The sequence below is a fragment of the Streptomyces sp. NPDC005752 genome (assembly GCF_040630715.1).
In the GTDB taxonomy this organism is placed as follows: Bacteria; Actinomycetota; Actinomycetes; order Streptomycetales; family Streptomycetaceae; genus Streptomyces.
The window spans coordinates 50,557-69,366 of the sequence record NZ_JBEXYB010000008.1 but is presented as its reverse complement, the minus strand read 5'-3'; the positions used below and the strand labels follow the sequence as shown (position 1 = coordinate 69,366).

Below are 18,810 nucleotides of genomic sequence, written 5' to 3'. Positions count from 1 at the left end.
GGCAAGCGGAATCCCCCGTACGGGGTACACGGTGGACGGAGTAAACACGAGCCGGATCGAGGGGTCATGGACAGCAAGGACGACAACGACGGGCTGCGGTGTCTGGTGACGGGCGCTACGGGGTACATCGGAGGGCGCCTCGTACCCGAGCTCCTGGAGGCCGGCCACCGGGTGCGCTGCCTGGCGCGGACCCCGGAGAAGCTGCGGGACTACCCGTGGGCTGCCGAGGCCGAGGTGGCCAAGGGTGACGTCACCGACGCCGAGTCCGTGGGCGCCGCGATGCGCGACGTCGACGTCGCCTACTACCTGGTCCACGCACTGGCAGCCGGTCCGGGCTTCGAGAGGACCGACCGGGAGGCGGCACGGATCTTCGGCGAGCAGGCGAAGGCCGCCGGGGTCCGGCGCATCGTCTATCTGGGCGGGCTCACCCCCGCCGACGTTCCCGAGCACGAGCTGTCCCCGCATCTGCGCTCGCGCGCCGAGGTCGGGAACATCCTGCTCGACTCGGGCGTCCCGACGACCGCGCTGCGTGCCGCGGTCATCATCGGTTCGGGTTCGGCGTCCTTCGAGATGCTGCGCTATCTCACCGAGCGACTGCCCGTCATGGTCACCCCCAGCTGGGTTTCGACACGGATCCAGCCGATCGCCGTCCGGGACGTCTTGCGCTACCTCGTGGGCAGTGCGCGGATGCCGTCCGAGGTGAACCGCACCTTCGACATCGGCGGCCCCGACGTCATGACGTACCGCGACATGATGCAGAAGTACGCAGCGGTGGCCGGGCTCCCCCACCGGCTGATCCTGCCGGTGCCGATGCTGTCGCCGGGGCTGTCCAGCCACTGGGTCGGGCTGGTCACACCGGTACCGGCGTCGATCGCGCGCCCGCTCGCGGAGTCCCTGCGCTACGAGGTGGTGTGCCACGAGCACGACATCGCGGACCACGTCCCGGACGGGCCCGGGCGGCCCTTCTCCTTCGACACGGCCCTCTCGCTCGCACTGCAGAGGGTGCGTGAGGCGAGGGTGAGCACCCGGTGGTCCTCCGCCTCCACTCCCGGCATTCCCAGCGATCCGCTCCCCACCGACCCGGACTGGGCGGGCGGGAGCCTGTACACGGATGTGCGCGAGCTCGACGTGGACGCACCGTCCGACGCCCTGTGGCGGGTCGTCGAAGGCATCGGCGGTGACCACGGCTGGTACTCGTTCCCGCTGGCCTGGGCGGTCAGGGGTTGGCTGGACCGGCTGGTCGGCGGTGTGGGTCTCCGCCGGGGCAGGCGCGACGCCCAGCGGCTGAGGGTCGGGGACTCGCTGGACTTCTGGCGGGTCGAGGAGATCGAACCCGGCAGGCTGCTCCGGCTGCGCGCGGAGATGCGCCTGCCCGGCCTGGCCTGGCTGGAGATGTACGCGGAGGAGGGGAAGGACGGGCGATCGCGTTACCGGCAGCGCGCCATCTTCCATCCGTCCGGGCTGCTCGGCCACGCGTACTGGCTGGGCGTGTCGCCCTTCCACGCGCTGGTCTTCGGCGGCATGGCGCGCAACATCGCACAGGCGGCGGTCCGGGGGACGGCGGGTGGTCGGCGATGACCGTGGCGATCGTGCTCTTCACTTCGGACCTGCGGCTGCACGACCATCCGCCGTTGCACGCGGCGCTCGCCTCGGCGGACGAGGTGGTGCCCCTCTTCGTCCTCGACGAGGGTGTGGAGGTCGCCGGATTCGGCGCCCCGAACCGGCGCGCGTTCCTGGCCGACTGCCTCCGGGACCTGGACGCGGGGCTGCGCGAGCGCGGCGGGCGCCTGATCGTCCGTCAGGGCGATGTGGCCCGTGAGGTCGGCGGACTCGTCGGGGAGACGGGGGCCGACGCGGTCCACATGGCGGCCGGAGTCAGTGGTTACGCGCAGCGCCGGGAGGAGCGGCTGCGCGAGACGCTCGAGCGCGTGGGCTGCCGGCTGAGCGTGCACGACGCGGTGATCACCACGCTCGCGCCCGGTGCGGTGGTCCCCTCCGGAGCCGGGCGGGACCACTTCGCCGTCTTCACCCCGTACTTCCGGAGGTGGTCCGAGGAGGGGCTGCGCTCCCCGTTCCCGGCCCCTCGCAGCGTGCGCGTGCCGGAGGGCACGGCGTCGGCGGCGCTGCCGACGCGGGCCGGCCTGCACGGTCTGTCGCCGGGCCTGGCCGAGGGCGGGGAGACCGAGGGGCGCAGGCTGTCCGCCGCGTGGCGCCGCAGCGGGCTCGCGTCGTACGAGGAGCTCCACGACGACATGGCGGGCGACGCGACCTCGCGGCTCTCGCCGCACCTCCACTTCGGCACGCTCTCCCCCACCGAGCTGGTCCACCGTGCCCGCGCAGCGGGCGGGCCGGGTGCGGAGGCCTTCGTGCGGCAGTTGTGCTGGCGGGACTTCCACCACCAGGTCCTGGCCGCCCGCCCGGATGCCTCGCGCTCCGACTACCGGCCACGGCAGGACCGTTGGCGCACGGGGAGGGCGGCGGAGGAGGAGACGGCCGCCTGGAAGGAAGGCCGCACAGGCTACCCGGTGATCGACGCCGCGATGCGCCAGCTGCTCCACGAGGGCTGGATGCACAACCGGGCACGGCTGCTGACCGCGAGCTTCCTCGCCAAGACGCTGTACGTGGACTGGCGGGCCGGGGCGCGTCACTTCCTGGACCTGCTCGTCGACGGGGACATCGCCAACAACCAGCTCAACTGGCAGTGGGTCGCCGGTACGGGCACGGACAGCCGGCCCAACCGGGTGCTCAACCCGGTGACCCAGGCCAAGCGGTACGACCCGGACGGTGCGTACGTACGCCGCTGGGTTCCCGAGCTCGCGGAGATCTCCGGGGCAGCTGTACACGAACCGTGGAAGCTGCCGGAACAGGAGCGCGCCCGCTACGACTACCCGGAGCCCGTCGTCCCGCTGCCCGAAGGGCTGGCCAGGTTCAAGCGGGCGCGAGGGCTCGACTGAGCCCGGGAGGACGACTGCGGCGGAGACGAGCGGGTCGAACCCCGCTCCGGCCCGGACCTGGACGGCCGGGCCGGCTTCGGCTCAGACCTTGCGGTACCGGGCGTTGGCCCAGGAGAAGAGGCCGAAGGCTGCCAGTCCGAGGGCTATGAATGCGAGCAGCCAGGGCCCCGCGGGCGTCTCGGTGAACGAGCGCAGGGTGTCGTCCATGCCCTTGGCGCGGCCCGGCTCGTGCTGGACGGCCGCCGCCACGGCGAACCCACCGGCGGTGGCGAAGACCGCGCCCCGCACCGTGCCTCCGAAGACGCCCACGACATCGACTGCCTGACGGGTCTTCTTCGTCATCTCGGACATCTTCATGTGCTTGTGATACTTACGTGCCAGGGCCCGGTAGGCCATCCAGAGGCCCGCGCCCGCCACCGCGGCGCCCGCGGCCCCCACGATCCACTGGCCGCCGGTCCATTCGAGGGCCCGTGCGGTGACGTCGTCGGTCTGCTGGTCGCTCGATCCACCGCCGCTCCCCTTGTCGCCGGCCGCGTACGAGAGCACGGAGTAGGAGACGAAGGCGTAGAAGAGGAAGCGGCCGGCCGCCATGGCCCGCTTGCTCGCCTTCTCGCCGTCGGGGCCGGCCTGGCCGAAGAGCGCCTCGGACAGCCGCCACAGGGCCATACCGGCCAGCGCCAGGCCCAGTACCCACAGCAGGATGCTCCCGAAGGGCTTCTCGGCTATCTCCGCGATGGCGCCACCGCGGTCGGCCTGCTTCCCGCCTCCGTCGGAGAACGCGATGCGGAGAGCCAGCAGTCCCACCAGCAGATAGATCACTCCGCGCGCCACGAACCCGGCGCGGGCCCCCACATCAATGGCTCGGCTGCGCGCGGCTCTTCTGGCCTGGCCGCGTGCGTTCATCGACAGTGCGTTCGCATTCATGCACTGCCGGATGCCCCCGAAACGGCGATCAATGCGAAGACCCGGGACGAGCGGGCCCGGCGCACTCCGACGAGGGCCTACGCGCCGTCTTCCCCGGGCTCACCGCCGTCCGGCGCCGCCCGCCCCTTGGCCCGTCGGCCGACGACCGCCGCGGCCGCCAGGGCGCTGCCCGCGAACGCGAGGGCGACGACCCACGGCCGGTCGAGGACGTGCCCGGTGACATGGTCCAGGGAGTAGCGGCCGGCACCCGTCACCCCGATCGCTGCGGCGGTGAAGCCCAGGAAGGCCGGGTATTCGTAGCCGCCGGCGGTCGCGAAGAAGCCCGCCGGAGCGTGCACGGCGACAGCGCCCGCCATCGTGCCCGCGGCGGCGGCACCTGCCGCGGGGGTGGCGAGTCCGAGGGCGAGCAGGATCCCGCCGCCCGCCTCGCCGATGCCGGCGGCCAGGGCACTGTGCTTCGGCGGGTCGAAGCCCATGGCCTCCATCGCCGCGGTGGTTCCCTCGATGCCCCCGCCGCCGAACCACCCGCCCAGTTTCTGGCTGCCGTGGGCCGCCAGGACGGCTCCCGTGCCGACCCTGAGCACGAGCAGTCCTAGGTCACGTCGGTTGATGCAGGTCATGGGGTTCTCCCGTGGATGAGGCGGAACGAGGAGGAGCGGCGACGGTGTCGAGCCGTACGGAACCACTGTCGTCCGGGCCGGGCGGCGGGGTCCGGTGGTGTTGGGCCATCCGTGGTCCGCCCCTTGGGGGGACTGCGACGAAAGCCATTGTGCAACTAGTTGCATAAAGTCGGGCGAGTGGTCTACAACTGGCTCGACGACACCTGCGAGGAGACCCGGATGAGCCCGTACCCCACTCTGCTGAGCCCGCTCGACCTCGGATTCACGACGCTCCCGAACCGGGTGATGATGGGGTCGATGCACATCGGACTCGAGGAGGTCGAGCGCGGATTCGAGCGGATGGCCGCCTTCTACGCGGCCCGTGCGCGCGGCGGGGTGGGGCTCATGGTCACCGGGGGGATCGCACCCAGCGAGCGTGCGTGCTCCTTCCCGGGCGGCGCCAAGATGACGACCGGGGCGGAGGCGGAACAGCACGCCGAGGTGACTGCGGCGGTGCACGCGGCGGGCGGCAGGATCGCGATGCAGATCCTGCACTTCGGGCGCTACGCCCACCACCCCGACCTGGTCGCGCCGAGCGCGCTCAAGGCGCCCATCAGCGGCTTCACCCCGCACGCGCTCAGCGACGACGAGGTCGAGGAGACCATCGAGGACTTCGTCCGGGCTGCCGGGCTGGCACAGCGCGCGGGTTACGACGGTGTCGAGATCATGGGCTCGGAGGGCTACCTGATCAACGAGTTCATCGTCGCGGCGACCAACCATCGTGAGGACCGCTGGGGCGGCTCGTACGAGAACCGCATCCGCTTCCCCGTCGAGATCGTGCGCCGGGTCCGTGAGCGGGTCGGCCCCGACTTCATCCTGATCTACCGGCTGTCCATGCTGGACCTGGTACCCGGTGGTTCCACGCTGGAGGAGGTCGTCCGTCTCGCCCGCGAGATCGAGGCGGCCGGCGCGACGATCATCAACACAGGCATCGGCTGGCACGAGGCGCGCATCCCGACCATCGCGACCTCCGTGCCGCGCGGCGCCTTCACCTGGGTGACGGAGAAGGTGCGGGGAGCGGTCTCCGTACCGCTGGTGACCAGCAACCGCATCAACACCCCCGAGTTGGCCGAGGAGCTCCTCGCCTCGGGACGTGCGGACATGGTGTCGATGGCGAGGCCCTTCCTCGCCGACCCCGACTTCGTCGCCAAGGCCGCCGAGGGACGTGCCGACGCGATCAACACGTGCATCGGCTGCAACCAGGCATGCCTGGACCACATCTTCAGCCTGCAGATCACCTCCTGCCTGGTGAATCCGCGTGCCTGCCACGAGACCGAACTGGTGCTCTCGCCGACCCGCGTCCGCAAGCGCGTCGCCGTGGTCGGGGCCGGGCCCGCAGGGCTGGCGTGCGCTGTCACGGCCTCCGAGCGCGGGCACGCGGTGACGTTGTTCGACGCGGCCGACGAGATCGGCGGTCAGCTGAACGTCGCGCGACGGGTTCCGGGCAAGGAGGAGTTCAACGAGACGCTGCGCTACTTCCGCACCCGGCTCGCCGAGGAAGGGGTCGAGCTCCGGCTCGGCACCCGAGCCACGTCCGGGGATCTCGACGGTTTCGACGAGGTGGTCCTGGCCACCGGAGTCGAGCCCCGCTCCCCCGCGATCCCCGGCGTCGGGCACCCCCGGGTGGTCAGCTATCTCGACGTCCTGCGCGGCGACGCCCAGGCCGGGGACCGGGTGGCGATCGTGGGCGCGGGCGGCATCGGCTTCGACGTCGCCGAATTCCTGACGGACGGGGGCGACGGGGCGAGTCTCGACCCGGAGGTCTTCTTCCGGCAGTGGGGCGTGGACACCGCGTACGCGGACCGGGGCGGGCTGCGCACCCCCGAGCGCCCGAAGCCGCCGCGCACGGTGTACCTGGTGCAGCGCAAGGCGACCAAGGTGGGGGCGGGGCTGGGCAAGACCACCGGCTGGATCCACCGCACCGAACTGCGTCACCGCGGCGTGACGATGATCGCGGGCGCGTCCTACGACCTGATCGACGACGAAGGCCTGCACCTCACCGTGGACGGCGAGCAGCACCTGTTGCCGGTCGACACCGTGGTGCTGTGCGCGGGTCAGGAACCGCGACGCGAGCTGTACGAGGAGCTGCGCGCCGCGGGTCGCCCGGTGCATCTCATCGGCGGCGCCGACGTGGCCGCCGAGCTGGACGCCAAGCGCGCGATCCGCCAGGGCACGGAACTGGCCGCGGAGTTGTGAGCACCAGGTCCTGCCGTCTCTAGGATGCAGTCCATGTCACTTCCGCACGCGATCCTCACCGCCCTTCTCGAGAAGCCGTCGTCGGGTCTCGAACTGACGCGCAGGTTCGACCGGTCGATCGGCTACTTCTGGCCGTCCACGCATCAGCAGATCTACCGCGAACTGGGCAAGCTGGAACAGGCCGGTCACATCCGGGCCCTGCCCACGGCTCAGCCGGCCCGTGGGCAGAAGAAGGAGTACGAGGTGCTGGCGGCGGGCCGCGACGAGCTGGCGGTCTGGGTGTCTCTCGCCGAGGACCCGCGCCCCGTCCGTGACGCGCTGCTGCTGAGGATGCGGGCGGCGGCCGTGGTCGGCGCCCCGGGACTGGCCGGGGAACTGCGCAGGCACCTGGTGCTGCATCAGGAGCAGCTGGCGGAGTACCTGCGGATCGAGGAGCGGGACTTCCCCCCGGAGCGGACCTCGGAGGAGGACCGGCTGCGCCGTCTGGTGCTGCGCGGGGGCATCGACCTGGAGACGTTCTGGACGAGCTGGCTCACCAGGGCTGTCGACGACCTGGAGGGTTCGGGGGCGGGGAGTGACGTCGGGCCCGGGGTGTCCTAGCCGGGACCGGACCGGCTCCCGACCGGTTCCGGGCGCGGTGTCCGTGGCTCGGGGGCACGTGGGGTGGTCAGGGAATGACTGCCGATGACGACCCTGGACGGGGGCCCGGCGACGACGGGCAGTGAAGCGGGGACGGCAGTGTTCCGTGCCTGTGCCCGGCTGAGCAGGATCACACCCCGCACGGCGGCCGCGGCTCCGGCGAGCGCGGGGATCAGCCCCGGCATCCCGCCCTGGAGGCGCTCGCCGAGCAGGACCAGGCCGATCGCGGCGGCGGCGACGGGGTTGGCGAGCGTGACCACGGCGAGCGGTGCGCCGAGGCCGCCGCGGTAGGCGGTCTGGGAGAGCATCAGGCCGCCCAGGGCGAAGAAGGACACGAGCACCGCCACGGTCACCAGCCGCCAGCTCAGCAGCGGCCCCGTGTGGTCGGTCGCGGAGACCGTCAGGGTCTGGGTGAGGGCGGAGGCCACCCCCGACGTGATGCCCGAGGCCGCGGCGTGCCGGAGTCCGGGCCTCGCGCCCGGCCGGCCGAGCAGTGCGACGAGCGCCATGGTGACCGCGCCGACGCTCAGGGCCTCGGGCAGGCTCAGCGTGTCGTGAGGCGCGGCGCCGCCCGCGGCCAGCAGCAGCGCGGCGAGGCCCATGAGCGTGAGGAACGTGCCGCGCCACTCCATGCGGCTGACCCTGCGACCCGCCGAGCGGGCCCCGAGCGGGACGGCGGCGACGAGGGTGAGCGCGCCGAGCGGCTGGACCAGGGTGAGCGGCCCGTACTTCAGCGCGGCGACGTGCAGCAGTGCGCCGCCGGCGTTCAGGCCGACGGCCGCCCACCAGGCTCGGCGGCCCAGCAGGCGCAGCGCTCCGGCGGAGGGGTCGGTCCGCCCGGCGAGCCGGGCCTGCGCGACCGCGGCGGCCGCGTAGGCGCCGGCGGAGACGAGGGAGAGCGCGACGGCCATGAGCGTGGCGTTCATCGCCGCGCTCCCGACCGTGCGTACGCGGGCGTCACGTAGCTCCTGGCGGGGACGACCTCGGCCCGGGGCAGGTGCGTACGCACGGGTGCGGGCGGCAGCCCGAGCGCGGCGTAGGCCACGGCGAGCAGGGCGGCGACCACGACCGCGTCGAGCCAGTAGTGGTTGGCGGTGCCCACGACGACGATCAGGGTGAGCAGCGGGTGCAGCAGCCACAGCAGCCGCCACCGGGAACGTGTGGCGACGATCAGGCCGACTGCGACCGCCAGGGCCCAGCCGACGTGCAGTGAGGGCATGGCCGCGAACTGGTTGGCCATCGAGTCGGTCGCGGGGCTGCCTCCGTACACCGCGGGTCCGTAGACCTGCCCGGTGTCGACGAGGCCCGCGGCCCGCAGCATCCGCGGCGGGGCGAGCGGGAAGAGCAGGTGCAGGGCGAGCGCGGCACCGGTCAGCGCGGCCAGGACGCGGCGTGACCGGACGTAGTGGCGCGGACGGCGCCGGTACAGCCAGACCAGGAAGGCGAGCGTGGCCGGGAAGTGCACGGTGGCGTAGTAGGTGTTCGCCGCCTGGACGAGTGTGTGGCTGTGCAGCAGTACGCCCTGTACGGCGCCTTCACCGGGGAGCCCCACGGCTCGTTCGAGGTTCCATATGTGTCCGGCGTTGCGGTAGGCCTCCTCGACATGCCCGTTCGCGGCCTGCCGGCCGAGCTTGTAGACGAGGAAGAGTCCGGCTACGAGAAGCAGCTCGCGGACGAGGGGCGGTCGGGCTGAGGTGTCCGGCTCCCGCTCCGCAGGCTCGCTGCGGGTGTGCATCACCCGTACCCCTTTACTGATGGTGCGCTGTTACGACGTCGGCGTGGCCAGTCCATGCCGTATCGATACGCCAGTGTACCGATACGGAGGCGTATCGGTACACGCGCGTATCGGTACACTGGCGTATCGAGGGTCCCCAGCCGCAGAGTCGCAGAGAGGGAAGCAGATGCCGTCGCCCGGTTCCGCCCAGGAGTCAGCACCCGCGTCACGCCGGTCGAAGATCACACCGGAGCGGGCACAGGAGCTCTACACCGCCGTGCTGGACCTGCTCCGGGAGAGCGGCTACGACGCGCTGACCATGGAGGGCGTCGCCTCGCGCACCCGGTGCGGCAAGTCGACGCTCTACCGCCAGTGGGGCTCGAAGCCGGAGCTGGTCGTGGCCGCGCTGCACGGCACCCGCCAGACTCTTTTCTCGGACATCGACACCGGCAGCCTGCGTGACGATCTGCACGGGGTGGCCGACGCGGTGGACGCGGCATCCGGACAGGACACCGCACTGATGCACGCGCTCAGTCACGCCGCGCTGCAGAATCCCGACCTGCTCTGCGCACTGCGTTCGACGCTGATCGCACCGGCCATCGCCGCGATCGACACGATGGTCGAGCGCGCCGTCCGGCGCGGCGAGATCGACCCGGACAACCCCGCCACGGACTACGTGGCCGCCCAGGTGCTCGGCATCATGCGCGCACGACCACTACTGGAGGGGCGGTACGCCGACGACGGCTTCCTCACCCGCTTCGTCGATCACGCCGTGCTCCCGGCACTCGGGCTCCCAGCCCTCCCGCCGCCCCCACCGGGGAACGGGGCCTCCTGAACGTGGGCCGTCGCCCGAGCGGATGACGACGGCCCACCGCGCGCCGCACCGTGGGGACGGGGTCGGCGCACACCGGCCGGCCGGTGGTTTCCGAGGAGACCACCGGCCGGCCTTTTCGCTTCCACCACCCATTCTCGTCCCATTGACGACAAGAGTCGGGTTGCGTTATCGTCGCCATGACGAGAAAGAGGGGGTTCCCGATATGGCCGACATCACCAGGCGCTTCGGCTGGCGGCACCTGCGCTCCGCTCCCACCACGCACATTCGCCACCACAAGCGCGGCAGGCTCGCCCACGAGGGCGTGGGGCTGAGCTTCTGGTACCGCTCGCTGTCCGCGGCGCTCTCCGAGGTGCCGGTCGACGACCGGGAGCTGGCGATGGCGTTCCACGCCCGCACAGCCGACTTCCAGGACGTCACTGTGCAGGCCACGGTGACGTACCGGATCAGCGACCCGGCCGAGGCCGCAGCCCGGCTCGACTTCTCGGTGCACCCCGACACCGGGGTCTGGCGGGCCGCGCCCCTGGAGCAGATCGCCACCCTGCTCACCGAGACCGCACAGCAGCACACCCTGGACGTCCTGGCCCGCACCCCCCTCGCCACAGCCCTGGTGGACGGCGTCGCGACCGTACGGGAACGGGTCGCCGGCGGGCTCGCGGCCGAGCCCAGGCTGCCCGCCACCGGCATCGACGTGGTGGCCGTGCGCGTCGTCGCCATCCGCCCCGAGGCCGAGGTCGAGCGCGCCCTGCGCACCCCGGCCAGGGAGCAGATCCAGCAGGAGGCCGACCGGTCGGTGTACGAGCGCCGGGCAGTGGCGGTCGAGCGTGAACGCACCATCGCCGAGAACGAGCTCGCCAGCAAGATCGAGCTCGCGCGACGCGAGGAGCAGCTGGTCGACCAGCGCGGCACCAACGCCCGCCGCGAGGCGGAGGAGAAGTCGGCGGCCGACGAGGTGCGTGCGGCTGCCGAGGCCTCCCGCACGGTGCGCCTGTCCCGGGCGGAGGCGGAGGCCGCCCGTGACGTCGGGGCGGCACGGGCCGAAGCACAGGCGGCCTGGCTGCGGGCGCACGCGGATGTCGACCCCGGCACGCTGCACGCCCTGGCCGCGACGCGGCTGGCCGAGAACCTGCCCCGCATCGACAGCCTCACCCTGTCCCCCGACGTCCTGACGGGCCTGCTCGCCAGGCTCGGCAGGCCGGAGCCGGAGGCGCGGGCGTGAGTCTGGCCCCTCGTGCGGTGCTGGTGCACCGCACGACCGAGTACGAGGAGCTCCTGGCACGGCACGGGACCCACGGGCAGGCCGCGTTCGTGCTCGCGGGGCGCGGCCGGTCCATCGAGGAGGTGGCGGACCGGCACCGGCGTAACGAAGAGGCACTCACGGAGGTGGCCGCGGCCGTGCCGCTGCGGTGGCGCCGCACCCGGGTGGAGCGGGCGGACCTCGACCGCTTCCTGTTCGGGCCCGAGGACGTGGTCGTCGTGGTCGGGCAGGACGGACTGGTCGCCAACACCGCGAAGTACCTGACCGGACAGCCGGTCGTGGGCATCGACACGGACCCGGGCCGCAATCCCGGGATCCTCGTACGCCACCGGGTCCGTGACGCGGCGGCCCTGTGCCGGGCCGCCGCGTCACCCGGCGGGCCGGTTGACGCCCTCACGATGACCGAGGCGGTCGCCGACGACACACAGCGGCTGCTCGCCCTCAACGAGATCTACCTGGGATCGCCCGGCCACCAGACCGCCCGCTACCGCATCGGCCCCGACGGCGCCACTTCCACCGGCGAGCCCCAGGCGTCCTCGGGAGTCCTGGTGGGCACGGGCACCGGCTCCACCGGCTGGCTGCGCTCCCTCTGGCTCGAGCGGGGCAGCCCGCTGCGGCTGCCCGCCCCCTCCGACCCCCGGCTGGTCTGGTTCGTGCGCGAGGCCTGGCCCTCGCCGGCCACCGGCACCTCGATGGTCGTGGGTGAACTGGGCCGCGGGGACGGCCTCCGGCTCACCGTCGAGTCGGACCGGATGGTGGTCTTCGGCGACGGGATGGAGTCCGACGCACTGGAGCTGACGTGGGGTCAGTCCGTGCGTCTCGGCATCGCGGACACCACACTGAACCTGGTGGCGTGACCGCCGTGTGAGGATGACGCGGTGCGTGCGGACCCGTATCCGACCAGCCGGGAGCAGAGCAATGATGACCACCGATTCCGTGAACACCCCTCCCCGGAACACCCGCCCACCGCTCGCCCAGGCCGCCCTCGGGGTCGGAGTCGTCGTCCAGGACGCGGAGGGCAGGATCCTGCTCGGCAGGCACCGGGGCGGCACCTGGGAGCTGCCCGGAGGCAAGGTCGACCCGACGCACGAGTCGGTCGCGGCCGCCGCCGCCCGCGAACTGCGCGAGGAGACGGGACTCCGGGTACCCGTGGACGCCGTGACGGTCTTCGCGATGGTGCACGACGTGGTGGGCGGCATCAACCGGATCAGCATGGCCGCTCTGGTGCGTGTGGAGTCCGCGGACCCGCGGGTGACCGAACCGCATCTCATCAGCGCGTGGCGGTGGATCGCTCCCGAGGAGCTGCCGAGCCCCCTGTTCGACCCATCGGCACAGATCCTGGCCGTCTGGCGTCCGGATCTCACCATCGATCATCCGGCGGCCCACCACCTGCGAATCGCTCCGTCGCAGGGTTGAGCCTAGAGCTCATATTCATTTGCCTAGGCTTCATAGGCAGAGTTAGCGTCGATGCCATGAGAGCCGTCAGCGAGCAGGACATCCGAACGTCGTTCATCAACTGTTCCAAGGGTGAGGCGAAGCGCCTGCCACTGCCCCGCGACCTCGGGGAGCGCCGCTGGGAGGACCTGGACTTTCTGGGCTGGCGGGACCTCTCGGCCCCGGACCGGAGCTATATCGTCACCGAGCAGCGCGGCGAGCTCGTCGGCATCACGCTGCGCTTCCCGTCCCAGCAGCGCGGCTTCCTGCACCGCAGCATGTGCTCGGTCTGCCTGACCACGCACCCGGGCAGCGGGGTGTCCCTGATGACCGCCCGGAAGCGAGGACAGGCGGGCAGGGAAGGCAATTCGGTGGGCATCTACCTCTGTACCGACCTCGACTGCTCGCTGTACGTGCGCGGCCGGAAGACGGCCGCCCCCGGCGGGCGCTTCGAGGAGTCCCTGACCGTCGAGCAGCAGATCGAGCGGACCAGGGACAAGCTCTCCGCGTTCCTGGACACCCTCTCCGCCTGACACCCGGCCGGCCAGAAATGCGAAGAGGGGACAGCGGATGTACCAATAAAGGGACATTCCGCTCGATCGGAGCAGACCCATGGACGACTATCCGCTGCTGAACCTCTTCCTGACCATGATGTTTCTGTTCCTGTGGGTCCTGTGGTTCTTCCTGCTCTTCAAGGTGGTCACCGACATCTTCCGGGACCACTCCCTGAGCGGCTGGACCAAGGCGGCCTGGTTGATCTTCGTGATCGTGCTGCCCTATGCGGGCGTGCTCGTCTACCTGATCGCCCGGGGCCGGGGCATGGGGCGCCGCGAGGTCAAGGAGGCGGAGAACCGCGAGGCGGCCTTCCGGCAGTACGTGAGGCAGGCGGCCGACGACGGCGGCACCGGGGCCGGCGGCGGCCACGTGGCCGACCTCGCCAAACTCTCGGAGCTGAGGGAGAAGGGCCACCTCAGCCAGGAGGAGTACGAGAAGGCCAAGGAGAAACTGCTGGCCTGACACCGCCACCACCTCCCGCCCGGGTCGTCGACCCTGGCGGGAGTTCCGCTTCCGGATCCCCCGCGCCCCGGCCACCCGCACGGGGCCACGGCCCGTCAGCCCAGGCGGACCTGCGTGGGCGTCTCCCGCAGCGCTTCGACGACGCTCTCGACGTGCGCCCGCGCAGCCGCCTCCGCGGCGTCGGCATCGCCCGACACCACCGCGTCGATGATCGCCAGGTGCTGCGGCAACGACCGCGCCGGACGACCTGGGCGCAGCGCGAGACGGAACTGGTAGCGCACCATCTGGCCGTTCATCCGTTCGAGCAGCGCCTGAGCCACCTTCTGGTCACTGACCTCACCGATGGACTCGTGCAGCCTGCGGTTCAGCACCGAATAGGCGTCCGGGTCACCCTCCGCCACAGCACGGCTCATCGCCGAGCCGATGTCCTTCAGCTCCCGCCGCACCTCGTCCGAGGCGTTCTCCGCCGCCCGCCTGGCACACAGGCCCTCCAGCAGTGCGCGGCACTCGGTGATCTGGACCGCCTCCTCGACGGAGATCACCCGCACCCGTGCCCCGCGCCGGGGAATCAGCTCCACGAGGCCTTCGGCGGCCAGATCCTGCAGCGCCTCCCGCACCGAACTCCGCGTCGCCCGGAAGACCTCGGACAACTCCTGCTCGACGAGGCGCTGCCCCGGCACCATGTCGCCTGCCGCGAGCGCCTCCCGGATACCACTGGAGACCGCGCTTCGGCCTGCCCGGCCGCTGGCCTGATCAGACGTCACCCCTCCGCCTTCCGTTCGTCTTCAAAACCACTTCCTCATCACCACGTGGACGCACACGGTGACCTCAGCGATGATGCCTGAAACTTTCTCGTCAGGCATATTGTCAACAATTTCATCGACGGTTACGGTGTCGTGACAGCCGGCCGGGCGAGCCGGGCCCGGGAGCGGCCCGACGGCCGGATACTCCCAGGCAGCACACGCAGGCACTCCGAAGAGGAACAGATGATCATCGACTGCCACGGCCACTACACGACGGCCCCGCCCGCGCTGGAGGCGTGGCGGCACCAGCAGATCGCCGGTCTCGAGGACCCCTCGCTCTCACCGCGGACGGCAGATCTGAAGATCAGCGACGACGAGCTGTGTGAGAGCATCGAGTCGAACCAGCTGAGGCTGATGGACGAGCGCGGCGTCGACATGACGGTCTTCTCGCCGAGGGCGTCCTTCATGGCCCACCACATAGGGGATTTCAGCACCTCCGCCGAATGGGCGGCCCTCTGCAACGAGCTGTGCTTCCGTGTCAGCCGGCTCTATCCGGAGCGCTTCGTGCCGGCCGCGATGCTTCCGCAGTCCCCGGGCGTCGACCCCGCCACCTGCATACCGGAACTCATCCGGTGCGTCGAGGAGTACGGTGCCGTCGCGCTGAACCTCAACCCCGACCCCTCAGGGGGGTACTGGACCGCCCCGCCCCTGACCGACCGCTCGTGGTACCCGCTGTACGAGAAGATGGCCGAGTACGACGTCCCGGCGATGGTCCACGTCAGCACAAGCGTCAACCCCGCGTTCCACACCACGGGGGCGCACTACCTGAACGCCGACACCACCGCGTTCATGCAGCTCGTGCAGGGAGACCTGTTCACGGACTTCCCCACGCTCCGGCTGGTCATTCCACATGGCGGCGGAGCCGTTCCCTACCACTGGGGCAGGTTCCGCGGCCTGGCGATGGCGCTCGGGAAGCCGCCCCTGGAGGAGCACGTCCTGGGCAACGTCTTCTTCGACACGTGCGTCTACCACCAGCCCGGCTCGGATCTCCTCTTCGACGTCGTGCCCACCCGCAACATCCTCTTCGCCTCGGAGATGATCGGCGCCGTCCGTGACGTCGATCCCCGGACCGGCCACCACTTCGACGACACGCGCCGCTACACCGAGGCCGCCGGGCTCTCCCCGGACGGGCTGGCAGACATCCAGGAGCACAACGCGCGCTCCGTGTACCCGCGTCTGGACGCCCTGCTGAAGCGCCAGGGCCGCTGAACCCGCGGAAAGGAAGTGAGCACAGCCATGTACGAACTCGGAGTGGTCCACCGCACGGTCGAACGCCCCGGTGCCGCGGACCTCGAGGCGCTGAAGCCCTTCGGCGTCAGCACCGTCCACGAGGCCATGGGCCGCACCGGCCTGATGCGCCCCTACATCCGCCCCGTCTATCCGGGCGCGGCCTTCAGCGGTACCGCGGTCACCGTGCTCCTCCAGCCGGGCGACAACTGGATGCTGCACGTGGCCGTGGAACAACTGCGGCCCGGCGACGTCCTCGTGGCGGCCTGCACCACCGAGTGCGAGGACGGATTCTTCGGCGAGCTCCTCGCCACATCGGTACGCGCCCGGGGCGGTGTGGGACTGGTCATCGACGGCGGATGCCGCGACGTCCGCGAGCTGCGGGACATGGACTTCCCCGTCTTCAGCCGTGCCGTCAACTCCAAGGGGACCGTCAAGGCGACACTCGGCTCGGTGAACGTGCCGGTCGTGTGCGCAAACGCGCTGGTCCACCCCGGCGACGTCGTGGTGGCGGACGCGGACGGTGTCGCCGTCGTTCCCTCCGGCCGGGTCGCCGAGGTGGCGGCCGCCTCCCGACGCCGGGAGGACAACGAGGAGAGCAAGCGGCGCCGCCTGGCTGCGGGTGAGCTCGGCCTCGACATGTACGGCATGCGCGAGTCGCTCGAGGCCGCCGGGCTGCGCTACGTCGACTGACCACGGAGCGGGAACGGCGTGCGGATGCGGACGAGCCCGCCCGGCCGGCCCCGCGCACCCCGCTGCGTGCTCAGGGACCGGCGCCCCTCGCACCCTCCCCCTTCCGAACCACCAGGAGATCTCATGAGCGTTCACTCCCCCAGGACAGTCGGCTGGCTGGACTGGCACCCGGATCCGTCCGTCCCCGCGTTCCGGCTTCCGGCGGGCACCGTCGACGCCCACTGCCACGTGTTCGGACCGCAGGGCGAGTTCCCCTTCGCCCCGGAGCGCACATACACGCCGTGCGACGCCGGGAAGAGCGAGCTCGCCGCCCTGCACGGCCGTCTCGGGGTCGCCCGCGCCGTCGTCGTCCAGGCCACCTGCCACGGCGCGGACAACACGGCGATGCTCGACGCGGTGCGCGCGGCCGGTGACCGGGCGCGGGGCGTCGCGACCGTCCGTCCGGACATCTCCGACGCCGAACTGCGCGCGCTGGACGCGGCGGGGGTGCGCGGGGTGCGCTTCAACTTCCTTCGCCGCCTGGTCAGCACCTCGCCGAAGGAGGACCTGGCCAGGATCGCCGAGAAGGTCGCGCCGCTGGGCTGGCACATCGTGCTCTACTTCGAGAGCACCGATCTCCCCGAGCTGGAGGGCTTCTTCGGCTCCCTGCCCACCCCACTCGTGGTGGACCACATGGGCCGGCCCGATGTGACCCTGCCGGTGGGCGGCCCGCAGTTCACGCGCTTCCTCCGCTTCGTCGCCTCCAACGACGTATGGGTGAAGGTGTCCTGCCCCGAGCGCCTCAGCGTGAGCGGTCCCGCCGCCCTCGACGGTGAGAGGCACGCCTACCGCGATGTCGTGCCCTTCGGCCGCCGCGTGGTCGAGGAGTTCGGGGACCGGGTGCTCTGGGGCACGGACTGGCCGCACCCCAACCTCACCGACCACATGCCCGACGACGGGCTCCTGGTCGACTACGTACCGCAGGTCGCGGTCACCCCCGGGCAGCAGCACCGGCTCCTCGTCGACAATCCGATGAGCCTCTACTGGCCCGGCGAAGGCGTCTGATTCCCTTCCCACCCGCACCCGCACTCCGACAGGGACCGTCCCCATGCAGCACGCCAATGCGGCGAACCGGCTGGACCGGCTGCCGATCTCCCGCTTCCACAAGACGACCCTGCTGGCCGTCGCCTTCGCCTACTTCTTCGAGTTCGCGGACATCAACAGCTTCGCGACGACCGCCCCCAAGCTCATCGACCTCTGGGGCGTGACGGTCAACCAGGTCGCTTACGTGACCTCGCTGTCGTTCGTCGGCATGTTCATCGGGTCCATCGTCGCGGGAGCCGTCGCCGACCGGTGGGGCCGCCGGAAGACCCTGCTCCGCACCACCGTGTTCTTCGGCTTCTTCTCCTTCGTCTCGGTGTTCTCGTGGGACGTCTTCTCGCTGGGTGTCTTCCGGGTGCTCACCTCGGCGGGCCTGTCGGCGATGACCGTCGTGGCGGTCATCTACGTCAACGAGATGTATCCGGCGGCCGTCCGCGGCAAGTACCAGGCGTACGCCATGGTCATCGGCATCTGCGGTACGCCGGCCACCAACCTGATCGCCAGTCTCGTCGTTCCGCTCACCGACTGGTCCTGGCGGCTGGTGTACCTGTGGGGTGCGCTCGGCATCCTCCTCGTGCTGTTCTCCAAGCAGCTCAAGGAGTCCCCCCGCTGGCACGAGAACAGGGGCGACCACGCCGCGGCCGACGCGGTCCTGCGGGAGATCGAGGCATCGGTGATCGCCGAGAAGGGGCCGCTGGCCGTACCGGCGGAGCCCGTGGAGGAGCCCCCGGCGGTGAAGACCCCGGTGCGTCTGCTGCTGCGGAAGAGATATCTCGCACCGACGCTGCTGCTCACCGTCCTGTGGGTCACCCAGACCATCGGCTTCTTCGGATACTCGAGCTTCGCGCCCACCCTGCTCGCCAAGGAGGGCTTCAGCGTCGAGAAGTCCGTCTTCTACATCGCTCTCACCACGGTCGGCGCGCCCCTCGGCTCCTTCCTGGCCTCCCTGGTCACCGACCGGTTCGAGCGCAAGTGGTGTCTGGTCGCCTTCGGCACGGTCATCGCGCTGTGCGGTCTGCTGTACGGGCTGACCTTCGACCCGATCCTGATCGTGATCTTCGGCTTCCTGGTGAACCTGTTCGAGCGCGGCTACACCGCCCTCGCGTATGCCTACTCCCCCGAACTCTTCGACACCCGGAGCCGTTCCCTGGGGACGGGGATCACCTACGGGATCGGCCGGCTGTCGAACGCCGCCGGGCCGCTGATCATCGCGGCGCTCTACAACCGCACCGGATACCAGAGCGTCTTCTACTTCATCGCCGGCGTCTGGATGGTGGGCGCCGTCGCCCTGGCCGTCTTCGGCCCCCGGACCCGGCCGCCCCGTGCGTCCGTGCCGAAGCCGGCCTCCGCGACCCCCGCTTCGTGAGCCGGCGGCCCCTG

General features: G+C 71.2%; 19 protein-coding genes. 14 read left to right on the top strand and 5 right to left on the bottom strand.

Annotation, left to right across the window (positions count from 1 at the left end):
* Positions 1 to 66 precede the first annotated feature (66 nt).
* Both ABZ441_RS09285 and ABZ441_RS09280 read left to right on the top strand, forming a co-directional pair.
* Positions 67 to 1,578 carry an SDR family oxidoreductase gene (locus tag ABZ441_RS09285; protein ID WP_358970058.1) on the top strand — a complete coding sequence of 504 codons (1,512 nt, stop codon included), beginning with the start codon at positions 67 to 69 and terminating at the stop codon, positions 1,576 to 1,578.
* Positions 1,575 to 2,954: a deoxyribodipyrimidine photo-lyase gene (locus tag ABZ441_RS09280; protein ID WP_358970056.1), complete on the top strand. Its 1,380-nt coding sequence runs from the start codon at positions 1,575 to 1,577 to the stop codon at positions 2,952 to 2,954. The genes ABZ441_RS09285 and ABZ441_RS09280 overlap by 4 nt, the downstream gene beginning before the upstream one ends.
* Before the next feature lie 81 nt (positions 2,955 to 3,035).
* Here the strand turns inward: ABZ441_RS09280 and ABZ441_RS09275 are convergent, their stop codons facing one another.
* Together ABZ441_RS09275 and ABZ441_RS09270 are read right to left on the bottom strand one after the other, a co-directional pair.
* Positions 3,036 to 3,878: a DUF1206 domain-containing protein gene (locus ABZ441_RS09275; RefSeq protein WP_358970054.1), complete on the bottom strand. Its 843-nt coding sequence runs from the start codon at positions 3,876 to 3,878 to the stop codon at positions 3,036 to 3,038.
* Positions 3,879 to 3,955: 77 nt separating this feature from the next.
* The gene (locus tag ABZ441_RS09270) at positions 3,956 to 4,498 is read right to left on the bottom strand and encodes a DoxX family membrane protein (protein ID WP_358970052.1); all 543 of its coding nucleotides are present in this window, start codon (positions 4,496 to 4,498) and stop codon (positions 3,956 to 3,958) included.
* 219 nt (positions 4,499 to 4,717) lie between these two features.
* Here ABZ441_RS09270 and ABZ441_RS09265 point away from each other — a divergent pair, with 219 nt between their 5' ends.
* Positions 4,718 to 6,733 carry an NADPH-dependent 2,4-dienoyl-CoA reductase gene (locus ABZ441_RS09265; protein ID WP_358970217.1) on the top strand — a complete coding sequence of 672 codons (2,016 nt, stop codon included), beginning with the start codon at positions 4,718 to 4,720 and terminating at the stop codon, positions 6,731 to 6,733.
* Between the two features lie 33 nt (positions 6,734 to 6,766).
* Positions 6,767 to 7,333: a helix-turn-helix transcriptional regulator gene (locus tag ABZ441_RS09260; RefSeq protein ID WP_358970050.1), complete on the top strand. Its 567-nt coding sequence runs from the start codon at positions 6,767 to 6,769 to the stop codon at positions 7,331 to 7,333.
* On the opposite strand, the gene ABZ441_RS09255 is transcribed toward ABZ441_RS09260, so the two are convergent.
* Together ABZ441_RS09255 and ABZ441_RS09250 are read right to left on the bottom strand one after the other, a co-directional pair.
* On the bottom strand, positions 7,330 to 8,298 hold the full coding sequence (locus tag ABZ441_RS09255; RefSeq protein WP_358970048.1) for a DMT family transporter: 969 nt from the start codon (positions 8,296 to 8,298) through the stop codon (positions 7,330 to 7,332). The two genes, ABZ441_RS09260 and ABZ441_RS09255, sit on opposite strands and share 4 nt — an antisense overlap.
* Entirely contained in the window at positions 8,295 to 9,110 is an 816-nt protein-coding gene (locus tag ABZ441_RS09250; RefSeq protein WP_358970046.1) for a phosphatase PAP2 family protein, read from the bottom strand. Before ABZ441_RS09250 ends, ABZ441_RS09255 begins: the two co-directional genes overlap by 4 nt.
* Before the next feature lie 163 nt (positions 9,111 to 9,273).
* Between ABZ441_RS09250 and ABZ441_RS09245 the strand changes: the two genes are divergently transcribed.
* The 6 genes from ABZ441_RS09245 (at position 9,274) to ABZ441_RS09220 (ending at position 13,627) form a co-directional block, all read left to right on the top strand.
* Complete coding sequence (locus ABZ441_RS09245; RefSeq protein ID WP_358970044.1) at positions 9,274 to 9,921, top strand: TetR/AcrR family transcriptional regulator; 648 nt, start codon at positions 9,274 to 9,276, stop codon at positions 9,919 to 9,921.
* A gap of 202 nt (positions 9,922 to 10,123) precedes the next feature.
* The gene (locus ABZ441_RS09240; protein ID WP_358970042.1) at positions 10,124 to 11,137 is read left to right on the top strand and encodes an SPFH domain-containing protein; all 1,014 of its coding nucleotides are present in this window, start codon (positions 10,124 to 10,126) and stop codon (positions 11,135 to 11,137) included.
* Complete coding sequence (locus tag ABZ441_RS09235; protein ID WP_358970040.1) at positions 11,134 to 12,033, top strand: hypothetical protein; 900 nt, start codon at positions 11,134 to 11,136, stop codon at positions 12,031 to 12,033. The genes ABZ441_RS09240 and ABZ441_RS09235 overlap by 4 nt, the downstream gene beginning before the upstream one ends.
* Positions 12,034 to 12,097: 64 nt before the next feature.
* Entirely contained in the window at positions 12,098 to 12,592 is a 495-nt protein-coding gene (locus ABZ441_RS09230; protein WP_358970210.1) for an NUDIX domain-containing protein, read from the top strand.
* A gap of 56 nt (positions 12,593 to 12,648) precedes the next feature.
* A complete protein-coding gene (locus tag ABZ441_RS09225; protein ID WP_358970038.1) occupies positions 12,649 to 13,143 on the top strand; it encodes an FBP domain-containing protein in 495 nt (164 codons plus the stop codon).
* A gap of 79 nt (positions 13,144 to 13,222) precedes the next feature.
* Positions 13,223 to 13,627 (top strand): SHOCT domain-containing protein, encoded by a 405-nt coding sequence (locus ABZ441_RS09220; RefSeq protein WP_358970036.1) that lies wholly within the window; start codon positions 13,223 to 13,225, stop codon positions 13,625 to 13,627.
* 95 nt (positions 13,628 to 13,722) lie between these two features.
* On the opposite strand, the gene ABZ441_RS09215 is transcribed toward ABZ441_RS09220, so the two are convergent.
* Positions 13,723 to 14,391 (bottom strand): GntR family transcriptional regulator, encoded by a 669-nt coding sequence (locus ABZ441_RS09215; RefSeq protein WP_358970034.1) that lies wholly within the window; start codon positions 14,389 to 14,391, stop codon positions 13,723 to 13,725.
* A gap of 222 nt (positions 14,392 to 14,613) precedes the next feature.
* On the opposite strand from ABZ441_RS09215, the gene ABZ441_RS09210 reads away from it, so the two are divergent.
* The 4 genes from ABZ441_RS09210 to ABZ441_RS09195 all read left to right on the top strand — a co-directional run bounded on the left by ABZ441_RS09210 (position 14,614) and on the right by ABZ441_RS09195 (position 18,796).
* A complete protein-coding gene (locus tag ABZ441_RS09210) occupies positions 14,614 to 15,639 on the top strand; it encodes an amidohydrolase family protein (protein WP_358970033.1) in 1,026 nt (341 codons plus the stop codon).
* A gap of 27 nt (positions 15,640 to 15,666) precedes the next feature.
* Positions 15,667 to 16,350 carry a 4-carboxy-4-hydroxy-2-oxoadipate aldolase/oxaloacetate decarboxylase gene (gene ligK / locus ABZ441_RS09205; RefSeq protein WP_358970207.1) on the top strand — a complete coding sequence of 228 codons (684 nt, stop codon included), beginning with the start codon at positions 15,667 to 15,669 and terminating at the stop codon, positions 16,348 to 16,350.
* 123 nt (positions 16,351 to 16,473) lie between these two features.
* On the top strand, positions 16,474 to 17,394 hold the full coding sequence (locus ABZ441_RS09200) for an amidohydrolase family protein (RefSeq protein ID WP_358970031.1): 921 nt from the start codon (positions 16,474 to 16,476) through the stop codon (positions 17,392 to 17,394).
* A gap of 43 nt (positions 17,395 to 17,437) precedes the next feature.
* On the top strand, positions 17,438 to 18,796 hold the full coding sequence (locus ABZ441_RS09195) for an MFS transporter (protein ID WP_358970029.1): 1,359 nt from the start codon (positions 17,438 to 17,440) through the stop codon (positions 18,794 to 18,796).
* The last annotated feature ends 14 nt before the right edge of the window (positions 18,797 to 18,810 follow it).

Bases quoted from the DNA above. Each gene is read 5' to 3' on its own strand.
- ABZ441_RS09285 (WP_358970058.1), top strand. From the start codon at position 67: ATGGACAGCAAGGACGACAACGACGGGCTGCGGTGTCTGGTGACGGGC.
- ABZ441_RS09280 (WP_358970056.1), top strand. From the start codon at position 1,575: ATGACCGTGGCGATCGTGCTCTTCACTTCGGACCTGCGGCTGCACGAC.
- ABZ441_RS09275 (WP_358970054.1), bottom strand. From the start codon at position 3,878: ATGAATGCGAACGCACTGTCGATGAACGCACGCGGCCAGGCCAGAAGA.
- ABZ441_RS09270 (WP_358970052.1), bottom strand. From the start codon at position 4,498: ATGACCTGCATCAACCGACGTGACCTAGGACTGCTCGTGCTCAGGGTC.
- ABZ441_RS09265 (WP_358970217.1), top strand. From the start codon at position 4,718: ATGAGCCCGTACCCCACTCTGCTGAGCCCGCTCGACCTCGGATTCACG.
- ABZ441_RS09260 (WP_358970050.1), top strand. From the start codon at position 6,767: ATGTCACTTCCGCACGCGATCCTCACCGCCCTTCTCGAGAAGCCGTCG.
- ABZ441_RS09255 (WP_358970048.1), bottom strand. From the start codon at position 8,298: ATGAACGCCACGCTCATGGCCGTCGCGCTCTCCCTCGTCTCCGCCGGC.
- ABZ441_RS09245 (WP_358970044.1), top strand. From the start codon at position 9,274: ATGCCGTCGCCCGGTTCCGCCCAGGAGTCAGCACCCGCGTCACGCCGG.
- ABZ441_RS09240 (WP_358970042.1), top strand. From the start codon at position 10,124: ATGGCCGACATCACCAGGCGCTTCGGCTGGCGGCACCTGCGCTCCGCT.
- ABZ441_RS09230 (WP_358970210.1), top strand. From the start codon at position 12,098: ATGACCACCGATTCCGTGAACACCCCTCCCCGGAACACCCGCCCACCG.
- ABZ441_RS09225 (WP_358970038.1), top strand. From the start codon at position 12,649: ATGAGAGCCGTCAGCGAGCAGGACATCCGAACGTCGTTCATCAACTGT.
- ABZ441_RS09220 (WP_358970036.1), top strand. From the start codon at position 13,223: ATGGACGACTATCCGCTGCTGAACCTCTTCCTGACCATGATGTTTCTG.
- ABZ441_RS09210 (WP_358970033.1), top strand. From the start codon at position 14,614: ATGATCATCGACTGCCACGGCCACTACACGACGGCCCCGCCCGCGCTG.
- ligK (WP_358970207.1), top strand. From the start codon at position 15,667: ATGTACGAACTCGGAGTGGTCCACCGCACGGTCGAACGCCCCGGTGCC.
- ABZ441_RS09200 (WP_358970031.1), top strand. From the start codon at position 16,474: ATGAGCGTTCACTCCCCCAGGACAGTCGGCTGGCTGGACTGGCACCCG.
- ABZ441_RS09195 (WP_358970029.1), top strand. From the start codon at position 17,438: ATGCAGCACGCCAATGCGGCGAACCGGCTGGACCGGCTGCCGATCTCC.